The following is a 17,495-nucleotide window of genomic DNA, read 5'->3' as shown; positions in this document are numbered from 1 at the left end:
CTGATGTTTAAACAGTGGATTCGAGTTAAGGTAAAGATTCGTGGTGAGTACACAATTCAAGTGATCAATCGTCTGCTTTTGAATCGCATAGAAATAACAGATCTCAAGCAGCTTTCTGATCGGGCGGAATTCGTTATCAGATACAGTAATCTCGGAGAATTAAGAAAAGCAGCACGCAAAACGGGCTGCAGCATTTCTCTGAGCCGCACGGGAAATCGGATTGATCTATTCTGCAGGTCTTATCTGCCGTCAGCTGCAGCGTGCCTGATTGCAGTTACAGCCTTTTTATATGCCTTTCAATACATATGGTCAGTAGAAATAAAAGGGGCTAATCCCGAAGTGCGTGCTGAGGCTGCTGAAATTCTAAAAGATCACGGTATAAAGCCGGGTGTGTTGAAATCTGAACTTCTCATTAATTTGCAGAGTACAGGAATTCTATACAAACATATTGAACAGCTGTCATGGGCAGAATTTGAGGAAAAAGGTTCGCGGCTGATAATTACATTAAGGGAGAAAACTGTTTCCAATCCGTCTGAAGAAGAAACGCTAATGCATCTGGTTGCTTCAAAAGCAGGTACTGTTCATACACTGTCTGTCAGTGCCGGTTCGCCTGCCGTTAAAAAGGATGATGTAGTCTCTAAAGGTGATATACTTGTATCAGGCTATATCGGCAGGGAAGACCATGAAAAACCTGTGATGGCAAAAGGCAGTGTACAGGCTGTTACATGGTATACAGCAAATGTAAGTATGCCACTTGATAGCAGAATCAATAAATATACGGGCAGTAACTATCATGCATATGCATTGAAAGCCGGATCTCTGAGTACGCCATATTTACCCGTGAAAAGACAGTCATTTGATCTTCAAACTAAACACAGACAAGAGAAACAGATAAAGATCTTCGGCTTTTCCACTCCGTTTTACCTGATAACTGAAACCTATAAAGAAGTAACAGAGGATAAACAAAAGATGAGTGCAGAAGAATACACCAGCCTGTTAAAATCAATTGCAGCTGAAAATATATTAAGTAAAGTTGAAGGAAAGGGTAAGATTTTAGAAGAGAAAATTTTGCATGAAGATATTGAGAATGGTACAGTTAAATTAACAATTTTCTATCAGGTTTTAGAAAATATTGCTGTACCAAAACCTTTTATCGAGGAGACACGTGAATGATTGAAGAACGCATTACAGTAGATATTCAATTAGAGGATCCAAATGAAGCAGTACAGCTTTTTGGGAATTCCGATACACATTTAAAAACGATTGAAGAAGATCTGGATATATCAATTATTTCCCGCGGCGAAGCGCTGCGTATTACTGGTAAGAGTGAAAACATTGAAAAGGCTAAAAGTGTGATCAGTCAGCTGCTTGAAGTTATCAGAAAAGGTGTTCAAATTAGTCAGAGAGATGTGATTTATGCCGTTCAGATGTCACACCGCGGAACAATTGAGTATTTTGATGAACTGTATGATGAGGAAATCACTAAAAATGCTAAAGGAAAACCGATTCGTGCTAAGACAATGGGTCAACGTCAATACATTAATGAGATCCGTAAAAAAGATCTTGTTTTCGGTATTGGACCTGCAGGGACAGGAAAAACGTACCTCGCAGTTGTACTTGCTGTACATGCATTAAAGAATAATAAAGTGAAAAAAATTATCCTGACAAGACCAGCTGTTGAGGCAGGAGAAAGTCTTGGTTTTTTACCGGGTGACTTAAAAGAAAAAGTAGACCCATATTTAAGACCGCTGTATGATGCGCTGCATGATGTCCTGGGAACCGAACAGACCCAGCGATTTATTGAAAGAGGTGTCATTGAAATTGCACCGCTTGCTTATATGCGCGGCCGAACACTTGATGATGCTTTTGTCATTCTTGATGAAGCGCAGAACACAACATATGCGCAAATGAAAATGTTTTTAACACGTCTTGGGTTCGGATCTAAGATGGTCATTACAGGTGACCAGAGTCAGGTTGACCTCCCAAACGGTATGGAATCAGGTCTGGTGGCTGCCCAGAAAATTCTTAAAGGTGTGCCAGGTATCGGATTTAACTACCTTGATCAGGCTGATGTAGTCAGACACCCGCTTGTTGGGAAAATTATCGGCGCGTATGAACAAAAAGGAAGTATGTAAAATATCTGAAAAGCAATCAAATCATATCGAAAAGCCTGGACAAATTTGTCCAGGCTTTTTGTTTTACAATGTTCAATATCTTAACTATACATTTTTTGCTATACTAGTACTCATAGTGATGCTATGGACTTATTTTTAAAACTTATGAATTTGTCAGCCAACTTAAGTTTCACCATTTGCTTACATACTGGTTTTCAGGAGAGGATTTTATGCAGAACTGGATTCATAAAATAAAGAATCTTTTGAACTATACATTTTTCAAGTGGCTGCTTCTGTCGGTAGTGGGGCTTGCTTCATTTCTGCTGCTTTTTTCACACGTAAGTCCGGACACATATAATACAAGACTGTTTTCTGTAGCTGATGAAACGATCAGATCTCCAAAGACAATTATAGATGAAAGACTTTCTGAAGCAGAAAGGGAAAGGGCTGCATCTGAGGTTGAGGAAGTCTATCAGTACAGGCCGGAAATCATGAATAACAGAACTTCATTAGTGAGTTCAATTTTTGAATTTGCACAGGAGTATAATGTGTCGGCTAAAGATGAGGAACCTCAGTCCGGTCAGCCTGTAACCGGTGAAATGCTCGAACAGCTGAAGAATGCCTTGTCTGAAGATGTATCAGAAGATGTAACCGGTTCAATTGATGATGAGACGTTCAATAAGCTGCTAGCTGCATCGGATCAGGGTCTTGAAGATGCAAAAGGGATAACAATTGATCAGATTGAAAGAGTCATGCAGGATCCTTTTAAGCAGGAAGAAGTAACTGTAAAACAGGAAGAAGCTGCTGAATATATCGCTCAATTTTCAATTAGTGATGACCTGAAAGAAGCTGCTATGGACCTTGGAAGATTTGCTGTTGTTGAAAACAATATTTTTGATCCTGAACAGACTGAAGCCAGAGTTGCCCAGGCGATTGAGTCGGTAGAACCGGTTCAGATTCTCGAAGGTCAGGTAATTGTTCAAAAGGGCTATTTAATAGACAGGGATGTATACAGACAGCTTGAAGCACTTGGACTGACAACAAGTGAAACAAGTTTAGAGCCATATATCGGACTGACTCTGTTTTCATTGTTAATTGTTCTGATTCTTTATTTTCATTTTTCTACATGGAAAATCAGTGAAGACACAAAAAGATTGTATCTGGTACTTGTCAGTATTATTTTTCTGCTATCACTCGGCTTAATGAAAGCGGCTGAATTAATCAGGGAACTTGAAGTGCTCCAGGTCGGTTATCTTTTTCCGGCAGCAATGGCACCTATGCTTTTAAAGAGTATGATTAATACAAGAGTAGCGCTGATTATCGCGATGCTGCAGGCGTTTTGTGCCAGTATTATATTTAATGATATGATGACAGGCTCCGTTAACGTGGACGTTTCACTTTACTTTCTATTCAGCGGTCTAGCAGGGATTTTGTTCCTGTCAGATCACAGGCGTCGTACACACCTTCTGAGAGCAGGACTGTTTGTCTCAGCTGCTAATATGATTTTTCTTTTTGCGGTGACACTTATAGAAAGCGGCAGCTTTTCAGCGATGGACTATACGCTGTTTGCTGTATTTGCAATCATTTCTGGCGTGCTGTCATCTATTTTAACAATTGGTCTTCTACCGTTGTTTGAATCAGGCTTCGGAATTTTATCAACCATGAAATTAGTGGAACTTTCGAATCCGAATCATCCTTTACTGAAAAAGATCCTGACAGAAGCTCCAGGTACCTATCATCATAGTGTGATGGTAGCAAACCTTGCTGAAGCCGGCTGTGAAGCGATCGGAGCAAACGGGCTTTTAGCCAGGGTCGGCTGTTATTATCATGATATCGGCAAAACGAAAAGGCCGCATTATTTTATTGAAAATCAGATATCAGGATATAACCCGCACGACCATTTGGATCCGCAGACTTCGCGTGATATTATAATTGCACATGCCAAAGATGGGGCTGACATGCTCAGAAAGCATAAAATGCCTGCAGAATTCATTGAAATTGCTGAACAGCATCACGGTACAACACTGTTGAAATTCTTCTATTTCAAGGCGAAAGAAAAAGGGCTTGAACCTGACGAAGAATCTTACAGGTATCCGGGTCCTAAACCCCGTACTAAAGAGTCAGCAGTCATATCGGTTGCTGACAGTGTAGAAGCAGCAGTGCGCTCAATGAAAGACCCGACCTCTGAAAAGATTAAGAAGCTGGTCGATTCAATTATTAAGGACAGGCTTCAGGATGGACAGTTCAATGAATGTGACATTACGTTAAAACAACTTGAAACCCTGAAAAAAGTATTTTGTGAAACATTAAACGGGATCTTTCATTCGCGAATAGAATACCCCGAATTTAAGAAAGAAGAGAGGAAGAAGGAAGCATGACAACACTCCATATTGATTTTATTGACGAAACATCTTTGCTGTCAGAGGATGATACTGCATTAATCAGCGACCTTCTTTCATTTGCTGCCAAAGAAGAAAACGTCGGTGAAGCTGAATGTTCTATTTCCTTTGTAACAAATGAAGAAATTCAGGAGATCAATAAACAATACCGCGGTAAGGATAAATCGACTGATGTCATCTCTTTTGCCCTTGAGGAAATGTCTGAAGAGGAAATTGAGATTATCAGTGATGCAGACATGCCGAGGATGCTTGGAGACATTATTATTTCAGTCGAGAAAGCGAGAGAGCAGGCTGAAGAATACAATCATACTTTTTCAAGAGAGCTTGGTTTTCTCGCATTACACGGGTTTTTGCATCTTCTTGGCTATGATCATATGAATGAAACGGAAGAAGCTGAAATGTTCGGCAGACAAAATCAGATATTGAAGGAATTTGGACTTTCGAGGTCCTGATGATGAATCCAAAGAAATTTGCTTTGTCTTTTAAATACGCCGCGCATGGTTTGAAAGATGTGTTCTACAGAGAGCAAAACTTTAAAATTCATACTGTTGCAGGGATTGTGATTATTGCAGCAGGGCTGTTTTTTCATATATCCAACCTCGAATGGCTGGTTATTATTATCACAATTGGCATCGTACTTGCGCTTGAACTGATGAATACTGCTGTGGAAAGAACGGTGGATTTGATCTCTCCTGAACAGCATCCGCTTGCAAAACAGGCAAAAGATGCCGGCGCTGCATCAGTTTTCATATTTTCATGTGCAGCGGCCATTGCGGGAGGAATTATTTTCATTCCTAAAATCCTTTCGCTTCTATAAGACAGTTTTTTATAAACTGCAGATGTATTTATAGTATAATGAATGTAAGGAGAAATACTTAACCGGCACGGTGAGTCTTCTCCTTTTTTTAACCCTCAAATCATAACGATATTTTTTATTAAAGGAGTTTACAAATGAATGTTAATCAGTTGATTACGGAAGCTAAAAAAGCACGTGAAAAAGCATATGTGCCATATTCAAAATTTAAAGTAGGTGCAGCGCTGCTGACAGAGGATGGGACAGTCCATCACGGGTGTAACATTGAAAATGCAGCGTACAGCATGTGTAACTGCGCAGAGCGTACAGCACTGTTTAAAGCGTATGCAGAAGGTGAACGTAAATTCACTGCGATCGCAGTGGTTGCAGATACAAAACGTCCGGTTCCTCCGTGTGGAGCGTGCAGACAGGTTATTGCAGAGCTTTGCCCGCAGGATATGACTGTATACTTAACAAATCTTTCAGGAGATATTCAGGAACTGACAGTGGCTGAATTATTGCCTGGTGCATTTATGCCGGAGGATCTAAATGGAGAATAAACATAAATCAGGATTTATCTCAATTGTCGGCAGGCCGAATGTAGGGAAATCTACTTTCCTGAACCGTGTGATTGGACAGAAGATCGCGATCATGAGTGATAAGCCGCAAACAACAAGAAATAAAATTCAAGGTGTGCTGACAACAAATGACAGTCAAATGATTTTTATTGATACACCGGGTATCCATAAGCCGAAGCATAAGCTTGGCGACTTTATGATTAAAATGGCAACAAATACATTTCGTGAAGTCGACCTGATTTTATTTATGGTCAATGTAGATGAAGGATTCGGCCGCGGGGATGAATATATTATGGAACTTCTTAGAGGTGTGAAAACACCTGTGTTTCTTGTGCTGAATAAAATTGATACGGTTCATCCGGATGAACTTCTGCCGGTGATTGACCAGTACCGTTCAAAGTTTGAATTTACTGAAACTGTGCCGATTTCTGCACTCGAAGGAAACAATGTTGAAGTGCTGCTTGATCAGATAAAAGGATATCTGCCTGAAGGTCCTCAATACTATCCCGCTGATCAGGTAACTGACCATCCGGAAAGATTCATCATTTCAGAACTGATCCGTGAAAAAGCACTTCATATGACACGTGAAGAGATTCCTCACTCAATAGCTGTCTCAATTGAACAGATTAAAAAAGAAAAAGGCCGTGAAGTGATCGATATCATGGCTACAATTGTTGTTGAAAGAGACTCACAAAAAGGAATTGTGATTGGTAAAAGAGGGGCAATGCTGAAGGAAATCGGTCAGCGTGCCAGAGAAGATATTGAAAACCTGCTTGGATCAAAAGTGTATCTGGAACTTTGGGTGAAAGTCCAAAAAGACTGGCGTAATAAAGCGAACAGCTTAAGAGATTTCGGATTTAACGATAAGGAATATTAAGCGGCACTAAAGGAGACCTGATGAATGCTTCATAAGTGTGAAGGGATTGTCATCCGGACAAGAGATTACGGTGAAACAAATAAAATTGTTATTCTTTTTACGAGAGAGCTCGGGAAAGTAGCTCTAATGGCCAGAGGGGCTAAAAAAACGAACAGCAGACTGTCTTCAGTATCCCAAATGTTTACTCATGGTATCTACATGTATCATGGAGGAAGCGGGATGGGATCACTGCAGCAGGGTGATATGATCAGTTCCTCAAGAACGATGAAAGAAGATCTTTATAAAGCAGCCTATGCATCTTATATGGCAGAACTGCTTGATAAAGCTGTTGAAGATAAAAAACCGGATCCTTTTTTGTTTGAATTACTGCAGCAGTCATTTGCACTGATTAATGAAGGCTATGATGAAGAAGTAATCTGCTACATTTTCGAGCTGAAGCTTCTTCCGCTGTTCGGCGTTCAGCCTGTATTGAATCAATGTGCAAACTGCGCTGCAGGTGACGGGGATTTTTCTTTTTCTTTCAGAATGAACGGCTTTTTGTGCCACCGCTGTAAGCATCTTGATGACTACCGTCTGCCACTCTCAGGGAAGGCAGTAAGGATTTTAAGATTGTTTTACTTTATTGATCTTCACCGCCTTGGAAAAGTCTCACTGCAGGAACAGACCAAGCAGGAGTTAAAAAAAGTAATCAGAACCTATTACGACGAATACGTCGGCGTCTACGCAAAGTCAAGATCATTTCTTGATCAGATGGAGCGCATGAAACGTACAATGGAAGGCCCTGAGAACAAGTAAAGAGTATAATTTTAGTATGAAGACTATAAACTAAGACAACAAATTATCATATGACATTAAGATTCAGTTCTGAGTTACTATTTTATTATAAAAAAAGATGACGCTTGTTTATTCAGCGTCATCTTTTTTGATTCTAAACATTCTCTTAAGTGCTTAGGTTCATTGAAGCGGAAGGCGTGGACTCCGGGACGATTAGCGGGATAGCTGAGACCCCGCAACCGAAGGTGAGGAGGCTCAGCGACCGCCGTCCGGAAAGCCTACGCCTGAAGCGTAAATGAACCGGTCTTTGTTAACTGACTTTTTCAAAGGCGGATATTTAATCAGCACGCTTTTTTATTTTGATCAGAATTTAATTTTATTTTCAATGAACGACTGGACTTCAGCAATCGGCATACGGATCTGCTCCATCGTGTCACGGTTACGGACAGTCACCTGCTGATCTTCTAAAGAATCAAAGTCAAACGTAATACAGTAAGGCGTACCGATCTCATCTTGTCTTCTGTAACGCTTACCAATAGACTGAGACTCATCGTAATCAACCATAAAGTGCTGGGAAAGCTGTTCAAACACTTTTATTGCTTCTGATCCAAGCTTTTTGGATAAAGGCAGTACTGCCGCTTTATAAGGTGCTAAAGCTGGATGGAAGCGCAGTACAGTTCTCTTATCGTTCTCAAGCTCTTCCTCTTCATATGCGTCACACAGGAATGCAAGTGTAACACGATCCGCACCAAGTGAAGGCTCGATGCAGTAAGAAACGTACTTTTCATTCGTCTGCTGGTCAAGATAAGTAAAATCTTCATTTGAATGTTCCATATGCTGCTTCAGGTCAAAGTCTGTACGGTCTGCAATGCCCCAAAGTTCTCCCCAGCCAAATGGGAATTTAAATTCAATATCAGTTGTAGCATTACTGTAGTGTGAAAGTTCATCTTCATCATGATCACGCAAACGCATGCTGTCTTCTTTCATACCAAGATTTAACAGCCAGTTTTTACAGAATTCTCTCCAGTAGCCAAACCATTCAAGGTCCTCGCCCGGCTTACAGAAGAATTCAAGCTCCATCTGTTCAAATTCACGCGTACGGAAAGTAAAGTTACCAGGTGTGATTTCGTTTCTGAAACTTTTACCAATCTGTCCAATACCAAACGGCACACGCTTTCTCATTGTACGCTGAACGTTTTTAAAGTTAACAAAGATCCCCTGAGCTGTCTCCGGACGAAGGAAGATTTCGTTTGTTGAGCCTTCCGTTACACCCTGATGCGTTTTGAACATCAGATTGAATTGTCTGATGTCAGTAAAGTCTTTTGCTCCGCAGGTAGGGCAGGCAACATCATACTCTTCAATGAGTTCTGACATTTTGCTGAATGGGAGGCCATCAACAATGATTTCTTCACCTTTTTCTTCAATTGCCGCTTCAATCAGCTTATCTGCACGGTGTCTTGATTTACAGCTTTTACAGTCAATCATCGGATCATTAAAGTTGCCAATGTGACCTGAAGCTTCCCATGTTTTAGGGTTCATCAGGATTGAAGCATCAAGCCCTACATTATGTGGAGACTCCTGAATAAATTTCTTCCACCAGGCTTTTTTGATATTATTCTTTAATTCAATACCAAGCGGGCCGTAATCCCATGTGTTTGCAAGGCCCCCGTAAATTTCAGAACCCGGGAATACAAATCCTCTGTGTTTTGCAATGTGTACAATATCGTCCATATTTTTAGTCATGCTTTACCACTCCTTTAAAGTGAATGTTTACTGTGCATAAAAAAGCACCGTCCCTGGACTAGATCATTCTAGTCCAGGGACGGTGCTTCTTGACCGCGGTTCCACCCTGGTTGATGCACTTAAGAGCACCCACCTTGATTCCTGCATTGCTCCGGAGTGCCGTTTCCCTTTATCCCGGGCTTTCACTATCCCCGGTCGCTCATACAAAGGTACTTATATCTCCTTCATTGCGCACATGATTTATCTTTATACAATCCTATCACTTCTCGAATGAATACTCAATAAAAATTTGTTTCAGGTTAAAATCATTTACTATGACTGACCTTTCATTTAGTATATAATATTGGGAAACAGTATAACACTATTGAATTTTCTGGGTGGTGAACAACATCGAACTTAATAAAAGACAATCCGAGATTTTAAAAATCGTAAAAGCGGATGGCCCAATCACCGGAGAACAGATTGCTGACAGACTGAATTTAACAAGAGCAACACTGAGACCGGATTTAGCGATTCTGACAATGGCCGGATTTTTAGATGCCCGTCCGAGAGTCGGATATTTTTATACAGGAAAATCAGGCACACAGCTGCTGACTGAAAATCTGAAAAAGCTTCACGTAAAAGAATATCAGTCTATGCCGGTAGCCGTTCAGGATCACGTATCAGTATATGATGCAATTTGCCATATGTTTCTTGAAGATGTGGGAACTTTATTTGTACTCGATCAAAAAGGGCTTCTTGCAGGAGTAGTATCAAGAAAAGACCTCCTAAGAGCAAGTATCGGCCAGCAGGACTTAACGAGTCTGCCTGTCAATGTTATTATGACAAGGATGCCGAATGTAACTTATTGCGAGCCTGAAGATTTACTCGTAACAGTGGCTTCAAAGTTAATCAGTAAACAGATTGACTCGCTGCCTGTTGTGAAAAAAACAGAAGCAGGATATGAAGTTTCCGGCAGAATTACTAAAACAAATATCACAAAAGCATTTGTCAGCCTTTCAAAGGATGAAGAATAGGATGGTGGAGTCATGAACGAAGTGCATGTATATGTCGTATCAGACTCAGTCGGTGAAACAGCTGAGCTGGTAGCAAAAGCCAGTGTCAGCCAGTTCCGGCAGTCAAGAAAAGCAATTACAATCAAACGATTTCCGTATATTGAAGACAAAGGTCATGTGGATGAAGTCATTACACTGGCAAAAGAGAATCAGGCAATCATTGTGTATACGCTTGTAAAACCTCATGTCCGTTCCTACATAGAGCAGGAAGTCAAAAAATATCAGCTCACTGCACATGACGTGATGGGACCGATTGTACAGTCCCTGCAGGAAATTTGTGAGGAGTCACCTATTAATGAGCCTGGCATGGTGCACGACCTTGATGAAGATTACTTCAGAAAAATTGAAGCAATTGAATTCGCCGTAAAGTATGATGACGGCAGAGACCCAAGGGGAATCCTGAAAGCTGATATCGTTTTAGTCGGTGTGTCGAGAACATCTAAAACACCATTATCACAGTATCTGGCACATAAAAGGCTGAAGGTCGCCAATGTTCCGCTCGTACCTGAGATCGAACCGCCCGAAGAGCTTTTTATGGTCGATCCCAAAAAATGCTACGGTCTTAAAATCAGTTCAGACAAATTAAATCATATAAGAAAAGAAAGATTAATTGCACTGGGCCTGAAAGATGATGCAACGTATGCAAAAATGGAAAGAATCGCAGAAGAGCTGAAGCACTTTGATCACGTGATCAGCCGTATGAAGTGTCCGGTGATAGATGTGACAAATAAAGCCGTTGAAGAAACAGCGAATGTTATTTTAAATGATCTGATGAATGTATAAAACAGATGTCGATACAGGCATCTGTTTTTACATGCTGAAGAATGACGTATTTTACAGTTAATAGAGATCATGCATTTCCGCTCTAATTAACAGTTGCGCTATAAAAACTGTTTTAAATAAAGGAGCTTACGATAGACAGAGAATATATTTGTGAAAAAGAATGGCGGCAGGCACGTAAATGTACTATAATAAAAAATTGTGATAAAAAGATACATTAATAAAGGATTTTTGCGGCATAACGCAGAATGGTACCACTATGGAAAATATAAATCATGTCTTTGTATATGTAGATGCTGATGCTTGTCCCGGAGCAGTAAAAGATGAAATCATCAGATATAAAGACCAGGTTCAGATCAGATTTGTTGCCACCTATAATCATTACAGTGCAGATGCTGATCAGTCATTATGGACTTTTATTGATGATGGGAGTGAAGCCTGCGACCTGTTTATTTTAAATAAAGCAAAACAGGGGGACCTGGTGATTACACAGGATATCGGCCTGGCATCCATGCTGCTGTCAAAAGGGGTTTATGTCATTTCGCCCAGGGGAAAAGAGTACAATCAAGACACGATCGAAACCAGCCTTTCTTTCAGATATCTATATCAACAGGAAAGAAAAAAAGGCAGGTTCCATGGAGGCCCTAAAAAAGTAACAGAAGAGGATCTGATGTCATTTTCAAATCTGCTTTCAAAGTTTTTGACTTAAAATGCAGGAAAATGAAGATCTTTGACGAAAAGTACAGTATCACAAAGTTAAGTTGGTGGTGAGTAAGTGCCAGAAAGAATACCTGAAGAAGTTGTAGATCAAGTCAGGTTAAATACTGATATTGTAGAAGTGATCAGTGAGTATGTACAACTGAAAAAACAGGGTCGGAATTATTTTGGCCTATGTCCATTCCATGGAGAGAACTCTCCTTCTTTTTCTGTGTCACCTGAAAAGCAGATTTTTCATTGCTTTGGCTGTGGGGCAGGAGGAAATGTTTTTACATTTTTAATGGATCATAACGGAATGCCATTTCAGGAGGCAGTCGCTGCTCTTGGCGAAAAATCAGATATACAATTTGATTTCAGTGATACCGGGGAAGCGGCTCCGGTTGAAACAAACCAGGAAGAAAAAACACAGCTTGAAGGGATCGGTCTCCTTGAAAAACTGTTTCATCATCTTCTGATGAATACAGAGGATGGTCAGGAAGCGCTGGAGTATATGCTTAACCGTGGATTCAGTGAAGCGCAACTGGCCCAATACAAAGTTGGCTGGGCATTACCGGGCTGGGAGACAGCAGCAACACTGCTTGAGAAAAAAGGTTTCAATCTTTCATTAATGGAAGATGCGGGTATTCTGATTAAGCGAGATAATGGATCGTATTTTGACCGCTTCAGAAATCGTGTCATGTTTCCAATTGAAGATTCAAAAGGGCGGACTGTAGGATTTTCCGGCAGAATTATTCATCCTGACAAAAATGAGCCGAAATATCTGAACAGCCCCGAATCACCGCTTTTTCAAAAGAATTCACTTCTTTTCAACCTGCACAGGGCAAGAGGAGCAATCCGTAAACAAAAATATGCGGTATTGTTTGAAGGATTTGCAGATGTGATTGCTGCTTCGGAAACCGTATCCAATGCAATCGCTACAATGGGTACATCCCTGACTAAACAGCACATCCAGCAGATCAAACGCCTGACTGATACCGTCATCATCTGCTACGATGGAGATAATGCCGGAACCGAAGCAGCTTATAAAGCTGCAAAAGAATTGGCTTCAAACGGGATGACTGTTAAAGTAAGCAGATTACCAGCTGACACAGATCCCGACGACTATATTCAGAAATTCGGGCCGGAAAAGTTTAAAACTGATATTATTCAAAATGCCTCATCATTAATGGCTTATAAAATGTGGTATTTACGATCAGGCAAAAACCTGCAGTCTGAAGATGGCAGATTGTCTTATATCAATGCTGTATTGCCTGAAATTTCATCGCTTCGCAGTGCAGTGGAAAAAGAGCTTTACTTAAAACAGCTGTCAGACGATACGGGTGTTTCTTTTTCGTCTTTAGATGAACAGCTGAAAACTTTTATGCCTATCAAAGAAACAGAGGTTCAGCCAGAACCACTTCCGCCGCCGAAAAAGCAGACAATTATGAAGGCACATCAAAGAGCGGAACGCTACCTCCTTGCTTATATGATGACCGGAAACGATACTGCTTATACAATTCAGGATCAACTAGGTGGACTTGCGTTTCAATCAGATGATTATCAGGCTATTTTCACCTATCTTCTTACTTATATTGAAGAAGGAAAATCGCTTGAACCTGGCGCATTTATCGAGTGTTTACCTGACAGGCATCTGCGGTCAAAAGCAACAGAGTTAACAATGCTGGAATTAAATGCTGAAGTAACAAAAGCAGAAATAGCAGATTATATAAATGAGATGAAAAAGTATACTCAGCTGACGGTAATCAGACAAAAAGAAGCTGAACTGAGACAAGCTGAACAAATGAATGATATGAAGTCAGCCACAGCATTGGGAATGGAAATTTTTCAACTGTGGAAAGCTCTAAAAGGGCAACATCGTTAGGAAGTTGGAAGGAGGGGGACAAATGGCTGAGAAGTCAACACGTTCCAAGCAGACAGAACCTGAAACAGCAACATTAGAACAAATTAAAGCACAATTACTGGAAGCAGCAAAAAAGAATGGTGAAATTACCTATGAGGATATAGCTGAAAAGCTTGCCGGATTTGAATTAGATACAGAACAAATCGAAGAGTTTTACGAGCAGATTGGTGAGCAGGGTGTCGAAGTACTGAAAGAAAACGCTGATGCCGACCCATCTGTTACAGAGCTTGGAAAAGAAGCGGAAGAGGAATTTGATCTGAATGACCTGAGTGTTCCTCCCGGCGTTAAAATTAATGACCCTGTGAGAATGTATCTGAAAGAAATTGGACGGGTGGATCTTCTTTCTGCACAGGAGGAAATTAACCTTGCAACCAGAATTGAAGAAGGCGATGAAGAAGCCAAAAGACGTCTGGCTGAAGCCAACCTGCGTCTGGTTGTCAGTATCGCTAAACGTTATGTCGGCCGAGGAATGCTGTTTCTTGACTTGATTCAGGAAGGAAATATGGGTCTGATTAAAGCAGTTGAAAAATTTGACCATAGAAAAGGGTTCAAGTTCAGTACGTATGCGACATGGTGGATCAGACAGGCCATTACACGCGCAATTGCTGACCAGGCCAGAACAATCCGTATTCCGGTTCATATGGTGGAAACCATTAATAAACTGATCCGTGTGCAGCGTCAGCTTCTTCAGGATCTTGGCCGCGAGCCTTCTCCGGAAGAAATTTCAGAAGAAATGGATCTGACTCCTGAAAAAGTAAGGGAAATTCTAAAAATTGCCCAGGAGCCTGTTTCCTTAGAAACACCGATTGGTGAAGAAGATGATTCACACCTGGGAGATTTTATTGAAGATTCAGAAGCGCAGTCACCGTCTGATCACGCTGCATATGAGCTGCTCAAAGAACAGCTCGAGGATGTGTTGGACACGCTGACTGACCGTGAAGAGAATGTTCTGAGACTCAGATTTGGTCTTGATGACGGCCGTACGCGCACGCTTGAAGAAGTTGGTAAAGTGTTCGGAGTGACAAGAGAGCGTATCCGTCAGATTGAAGCGAAAGCATTAAGAAAACTACGCCATCCAAGTAGAAGTAAACGCCTGAAAGATTTTCTTGAATAAAAAAAAGCTGGCTGCTGCCAGCTTTTTTTTTCTTTTTTTCCTGTGCTGCTTCGAGTATAGTCATACTTAACAGGCTATGGGGGGATCTGGATGGATAAGAAAAGGAAAGAGATCATTGTCAATGAAATTCAGTACTGGAAACAAAACAGACTGCTTCCTGAGTCTTATTGTGACTACTTAATTAATCTATACACAAGCGGTGAATATGAAGAAACGGGTGAAACCAAGGCGGTAGAAAAGCCTGATAGAAAAGCGAATATCTTTGTAGCCGGTTTTTCACTTGCAGGAAGTTTACTGACAGTCATTGCATTACTATTTGGAGATCTTGCGCTTGCACTGCAGGCAGTCATTTCGATACTGGTCAGTGCGGGCATCATGATCGTCAGTTTCAGGCCGGGAGCGTCACCTGCTGTGAGAGTTTTCAGCAGAATCGCAGCTGCCTTTATTATATTATTATTTTCAATAGAATTGTGGCGCTTCATGTATGATGGCAATACAAATATGCTTTATCTGATCATTGGTATTCAGTGTCTGATCTGGGCAGTGGCGGGGCTATTTTCAAAACAGCACTACTTTACAGTTTCCGGAGTTCTGGGTGTGATTGTCCTCATTATTTTATACATATAACAGATAGAAAAAAATAAAGACTGTGACTTTTCAGTCTTTTCTTTTATAATGACTATGTAAGCGCATTTAAACAAGGGGGATCAACATGAATTTTGATTTGACACAGGAACAGCAGATGATTCAACGGACAATCAGGGAGTTTTCACAGGACAGAGTTGCGCCGGGAGCACTCGATCGGGATCGCAACAAAGCATTTCCAAAAGATATTTTTAAGGAGCTTTCCTCATTAGGGATGATGGGACTGCCTTTTCCGGAAGAATTCGGAGGAGCAGGGGGAGATACGACAAGCTTCGCAATTGTGACAGAAGAATTAAGCAGAGCGTGCGGCTCGACAGGCATCACATATTCTGCCCATATATCACTCGGCGGAGCACCAATTAATATGTTCGGCACGCAGGAGCAGAAGGAGAAATACTTAACAAAAATCTGTTCGGGAGAATCTTTTGGTTCATTCGGCCTGACAGAACCTAATGCAGGATCAGATGCAGGCGGCACTCAGACAACAGCAAAAGAATCAAACGGAACATATACAATTAGTGGAAACAAAAGTTATATAACGAACGCAAGTTATGCTAAATTCCTTGCATTGACAGCAGTAACAGGAAACCACGATGGTAAAAAAGAAATCAGTGCAATCATCGTTCCGACAGATGCTGACGGTTTCACAGTTGTAGACAACTATGAAAAAATGGGGCTGCATTCTTCCAATACGACTGAGCTGGTACTCGACGAAGTGAATGTTCCAACAGAAAACCTGCTTGGGAAGAAGGGTGAGGGCTTCAGACAGTTTCTGATGACGCTCGATGGCGGCAGAATCGGTATTGCTGCAATGGCAGTAGGTATTGCTCAGGCTGCTTACGAGCGAGCGCTCAGTTACTCTAAAGAACGTAAACAGTTTGGCAAAAGCATCTCATCGTTTCAGGCAACTCAATTTAAACTGGCTGATATGGCAATGAAAATTGAACTGGCAAGAAATATGACGTATAAAGCAGCATGGCTGAAAGACCAGGGAAGAAAATTCACGAAAGAAGCTTCTATGGCAAAATTGTATGCTTCAGAGATCTGTATGGAAGTATGTGATGAAGCGATTCAGATCCACGGAGGCTATGGATATATGAAGGAATATCACGTCGAAAGATATTTGCGTGACGCGAAATTGCTCGAAATTGGCGAAGGAACGTCTGAAATTCAAAGAATGGTGATATCAAGAGAAATAGGTGCTTTTTAAAAAATTTTTATTGTTTGTGTCTAAAATGCGACAAAAGGGGAAAAGTTGAGTATTGGGTCTTTCCGATTCCCATAAAGTAAAGTAAAATATGTAGTGTTCATACCTGCTATTATAGGTTGATAATTACATAGTTTTTCTTAAAAGGGAGGGTTATACATGAATAAGAATCCGATTATTCCATTTTTACTGATTATGGTACTTGGCTTCGGTGTTGTTTTCTTTATGTCTGTTCAGGGTCTCAGCGATTCTGAAGAAATGGCGGAAGAAGGAGAAGGCGGCGAAGGTGGCTCAGGTGAAGGCGGCGGTCAAGGTACCGAAGACTTCGATCCTGAAGCAACTTATCAGAATGCCTGCATCAGCTGTCATGGTGAAAACTATGAAGGCGGCAGTGGATTCCCATCGCTTGTAGGTGTAGGTGAAAGACTATCAGTTGATGAAATCGCTGATATCGTTGTCAATGGCCGTGGTTCAATGCCTTCAGGTCTTGTTGAAGAAAGCAACGCTCAGGCAATGGCTGAATGGGTAGCGCAAATTGGAACTGATGGCGGCGGAGAAGCTCCAGAGGAAGGTTCTGAAGAAGGCGCAGAAGAAGGATCTGAGGAAGGTTCAGAAGAAGGTTCTTCTGGTGAAGGATCTGAAGAAGGCGGAGACGCTGAAGAAGGCTCAGGAGAAGAATCTTCTGAAGAAGACGCGGCATAATCTGCATATATCATTACAGTAAAAGGAGCGGCCGTTAACGGACCGCTCTTTTTTCAAGTTGTATATGAATAAGAACGATCAGTCTAAAGGATGTGTT

The 17,495-nt window shown here is 41.1% G+C and carries 17 protein-coding genes; 16 read left to right on the top strand and 1 reads right to left on the bottom strand.

All coding sequences use genetic code 11. The annotated features are described in order from the left end of the window. Nucleotides 1-3 precede the first annotated feature (3 nt). From yqfD to recO, 8 genes are all read left to right on the top strand, one after another. Nucleotides 4-1,173, top strand: coding sequence for a sporulation protein YqfD (yqfD, locus tag JOD21_RS01445; protein ID WP_204727868.1), 1,170 nt, complete (start codon nt 4-6; stop codon nt 1,171-1,173). Further along, the gene (locus JOD21_RS01440; protein ID WP_041121084.1) at nt 1,170-2,135 is read left to right on the top strand and encodes a PhoH family protein; all 966 of its coding nucleotides are present in this window, start codon (nt 1,170-1,172) and stop codon (nt 2,133-2,135) included. The genes yqfD and JOD21_RS01440 overlap by 4 nt, the downstream gene beginning before the upstream one ends. A 209-nt stretch (nt 2,136-2,344) precedes the next feature. Next, nucleotides 2,345-4,492 carry an HD family phosphohydrolase gene (locus JOD21_RS01435; protein WP_204727867.1) on the top strand — a complete coding sequence of 716 codons (2,148 nt, stop codon included), beginning with the start codon at nt 2,345-2,347 and terminating at the stop codon, nt 4,490-4,492. Next, nucleotides 4,489-4,965 carry an rRNA maturation RNase YbeY gene (ybeY, locus tag JOD21_RS01430; RefSeq protein ID WP_204727866.1) on the top strand — a complete coding sequence of 159 codons (477 nt, stop codon included), beginning with the start codon at nt 4,489-4,491 and terminating at the stop codon, nt 4,963-4,965. Before JOD21_RS01435 ends, ybeY begins: the two co-directional genes overlap by 4 nt. 2 nt (nt 4,966-4,967) lie before the next feature. Further along, nucleotides 4,968-5,330, top strand: a complete 363-nt coding sequence (locus JOD21_RS01425) for a diacylglycerol kinase family protein (RefSeq protein ID WP_239581246.1) — start codon at nt 4,968-4,970, stop codon at nt 5,328-5,330. A 134-nt stretch (nt 5,331-5,464) separates the two neighbouring features. After that, on the top strand, nt 5,465-5,866 hold the full coding sequence (locus tag JOD21_RS01420) for a cytidine deaminase (RefSeq protein WP_204727864.1): 402 nt from the start codon (nt 5,465-5,467) through the stop codon (nt 5,864-5,866). After that, nucleotides 5,856-6,761 carry a GTPase Era gene (era, locus tag JOD21_RS01415; protein ID WP_204727863.1) on the top strand — a complete coding sequence of 302 codons (906 nt, stop codon included), beginning with the start codon at nt 5,856-5,858 and terminating at the stop codon, nt 6,759-6,761. Before JOD21_RS01420 ends, era begins: the two co-directional genes overlap by 11 nt. Before the next feature lie 24 nt (nt 6,762-6,785). Continuing rightward, entirely contained in the window at nt 6,786-7,556 is a 771-nt protein-coding gene (gene recO / locus JOD21_RS01410) for a DNA repair protein RecO (RefSeq protein ID WP_204727862.1), read from the top strand. Between the two features lie 342 nt (nt 7,557-7,898). Here recO and JOD21_RS01405 read toward each other — a convergent pair whose 3' ends face one another. Beyond that, nucleotides 7,899-9,266: a glycine--tRNA ligase gene (locus JOD21_RS01405; protein ID WP_380269860.1), complete on the bottom strand. Its 1,368-nt coding sequence runs from the start codon at nt 9,264-9,266 to the stop codon at nt 7,899-7,901. 389 nt (nt 9,267-9,655) lie between these two features. On the opposite strand from JOD21_RS01405, the gene ccpN reads away from it, so the two are divergent. The 8 genes from ccpN to cccA all read left to right on the top strand — a co-directional run bounded on the left by ccpN (nt 9,656) and on the right by cccA (nt 17,398). Continuing rightward, complete coding sequence (ccpN, locus tag JOD21_RS01400) at nt 9,656-10,294, top strand: transcriptional regulator CcpN (protein WP_338032845.1); 639 nt, start codon at nt 9,656-9,658, stop codon at nt 10,292-10,294. Nucleotides 10,295-10,306: 12 nt separating this feature from the next. Continuing rightward, complete coding sequence (locus tag JOD21_RS01395) at nt 10,307-11,116, top strand: pyruvate, water dikinase regulatory protein (protein ID WP_204727859.1); 810 nt, start codon at nt 10,307-10,309, stop codon at nt 11,114-11,116. Between the two features lie 256 nt (nt 11,117-11,372). Next, the gene (locus JOD21_RS01390) at nt 11,373-11,822 is read left to right on the top strand and encodes a YaiI/YqxD family protein (protein WP_204727858.1); all 450 of its coding nucleotides are present in this window, start codon (nt 11,373-11,375) and stop codon (nt 11,820-11,822) included. A 66-nt stretch (nt 11,823-11,888) separates the two neighbouring features. Then, nucleotides 11,889-13,691 (top strand): DNA primase, encoded by a 1,803-nt coding sequence (dnaG, locus tag JOD21_RS19250; protein WP_204727857.1) that lies wholly within the window; start codon nt 11,889-11,891, stop codon nt 13,689-13,691. A 22-nt stretch (nt 13,692-13,713) separates the two neighbouring features. Then, nucleotides 13,714-14,844 carry an RNA polymerase sigma factor RpoD gene (rpoD, locus tag JOD21_RS01380; RefSeq protein WP_204727856.1) on the top strand — a complete coding sequence of 377 codons (1,131 nt, stop codon included), beginning with the start codon at nt 13,714-13,716 and terminating at the stop codon, nt 14,842-14,844. A 90-nt stretch (nt 14,845-14,934) separates the two neighbouring features. Further along, nucleotides 14,935-15,471, top strand: a complete 537-nt coding sequence (locus JOD21_RS01375; protein WP_204727855.1) for a hypothetical protein — start codon at nt 14,935-14,937, stop codon at nt 15,469-15,471. An 85-nt stretch (nt 15,472-15,556) separates the two neighbouring features. Then, on the top strand, nt 15,557-16,699 hold the full coding sequence (locus tag JOD21_RS01370) for an acyl-CoA dehydrogenase family protein (protein WP_204727854.1): 1,143 nt from the start codon (nt 15,557-15,559) through the stop codon (nt 16,697-16,699). A gap of 156 nt (nt 16,700-16,855) precedes the next feature. Then, nucleotides 16,856-17,398, top strand: a complete 543-nt coding sequence (gene cccA, locus JOD21_RS01365; RefSeq protein WP_204727853.1) for a cytochrome c550 — start codon at nt 16,856-16,858, stop codon at nt 17,396-17,398. The last annotated feature ends 97 nt before the right edge of the window (nt 17,399-17,495 follow it).

The organism is Jeotgalibacillus terrae (genome assembly GCF_016908195.1).
GTDB lineage: Bacteria > Bacillota > Bacilli > Bacillales > Jeotgalibacillaceae > Jeotgalibacillus > Jeotgalibacillus terrae.
This window is presented reverse-complemented; position numbering and strand designations above follow the sequence as displayed.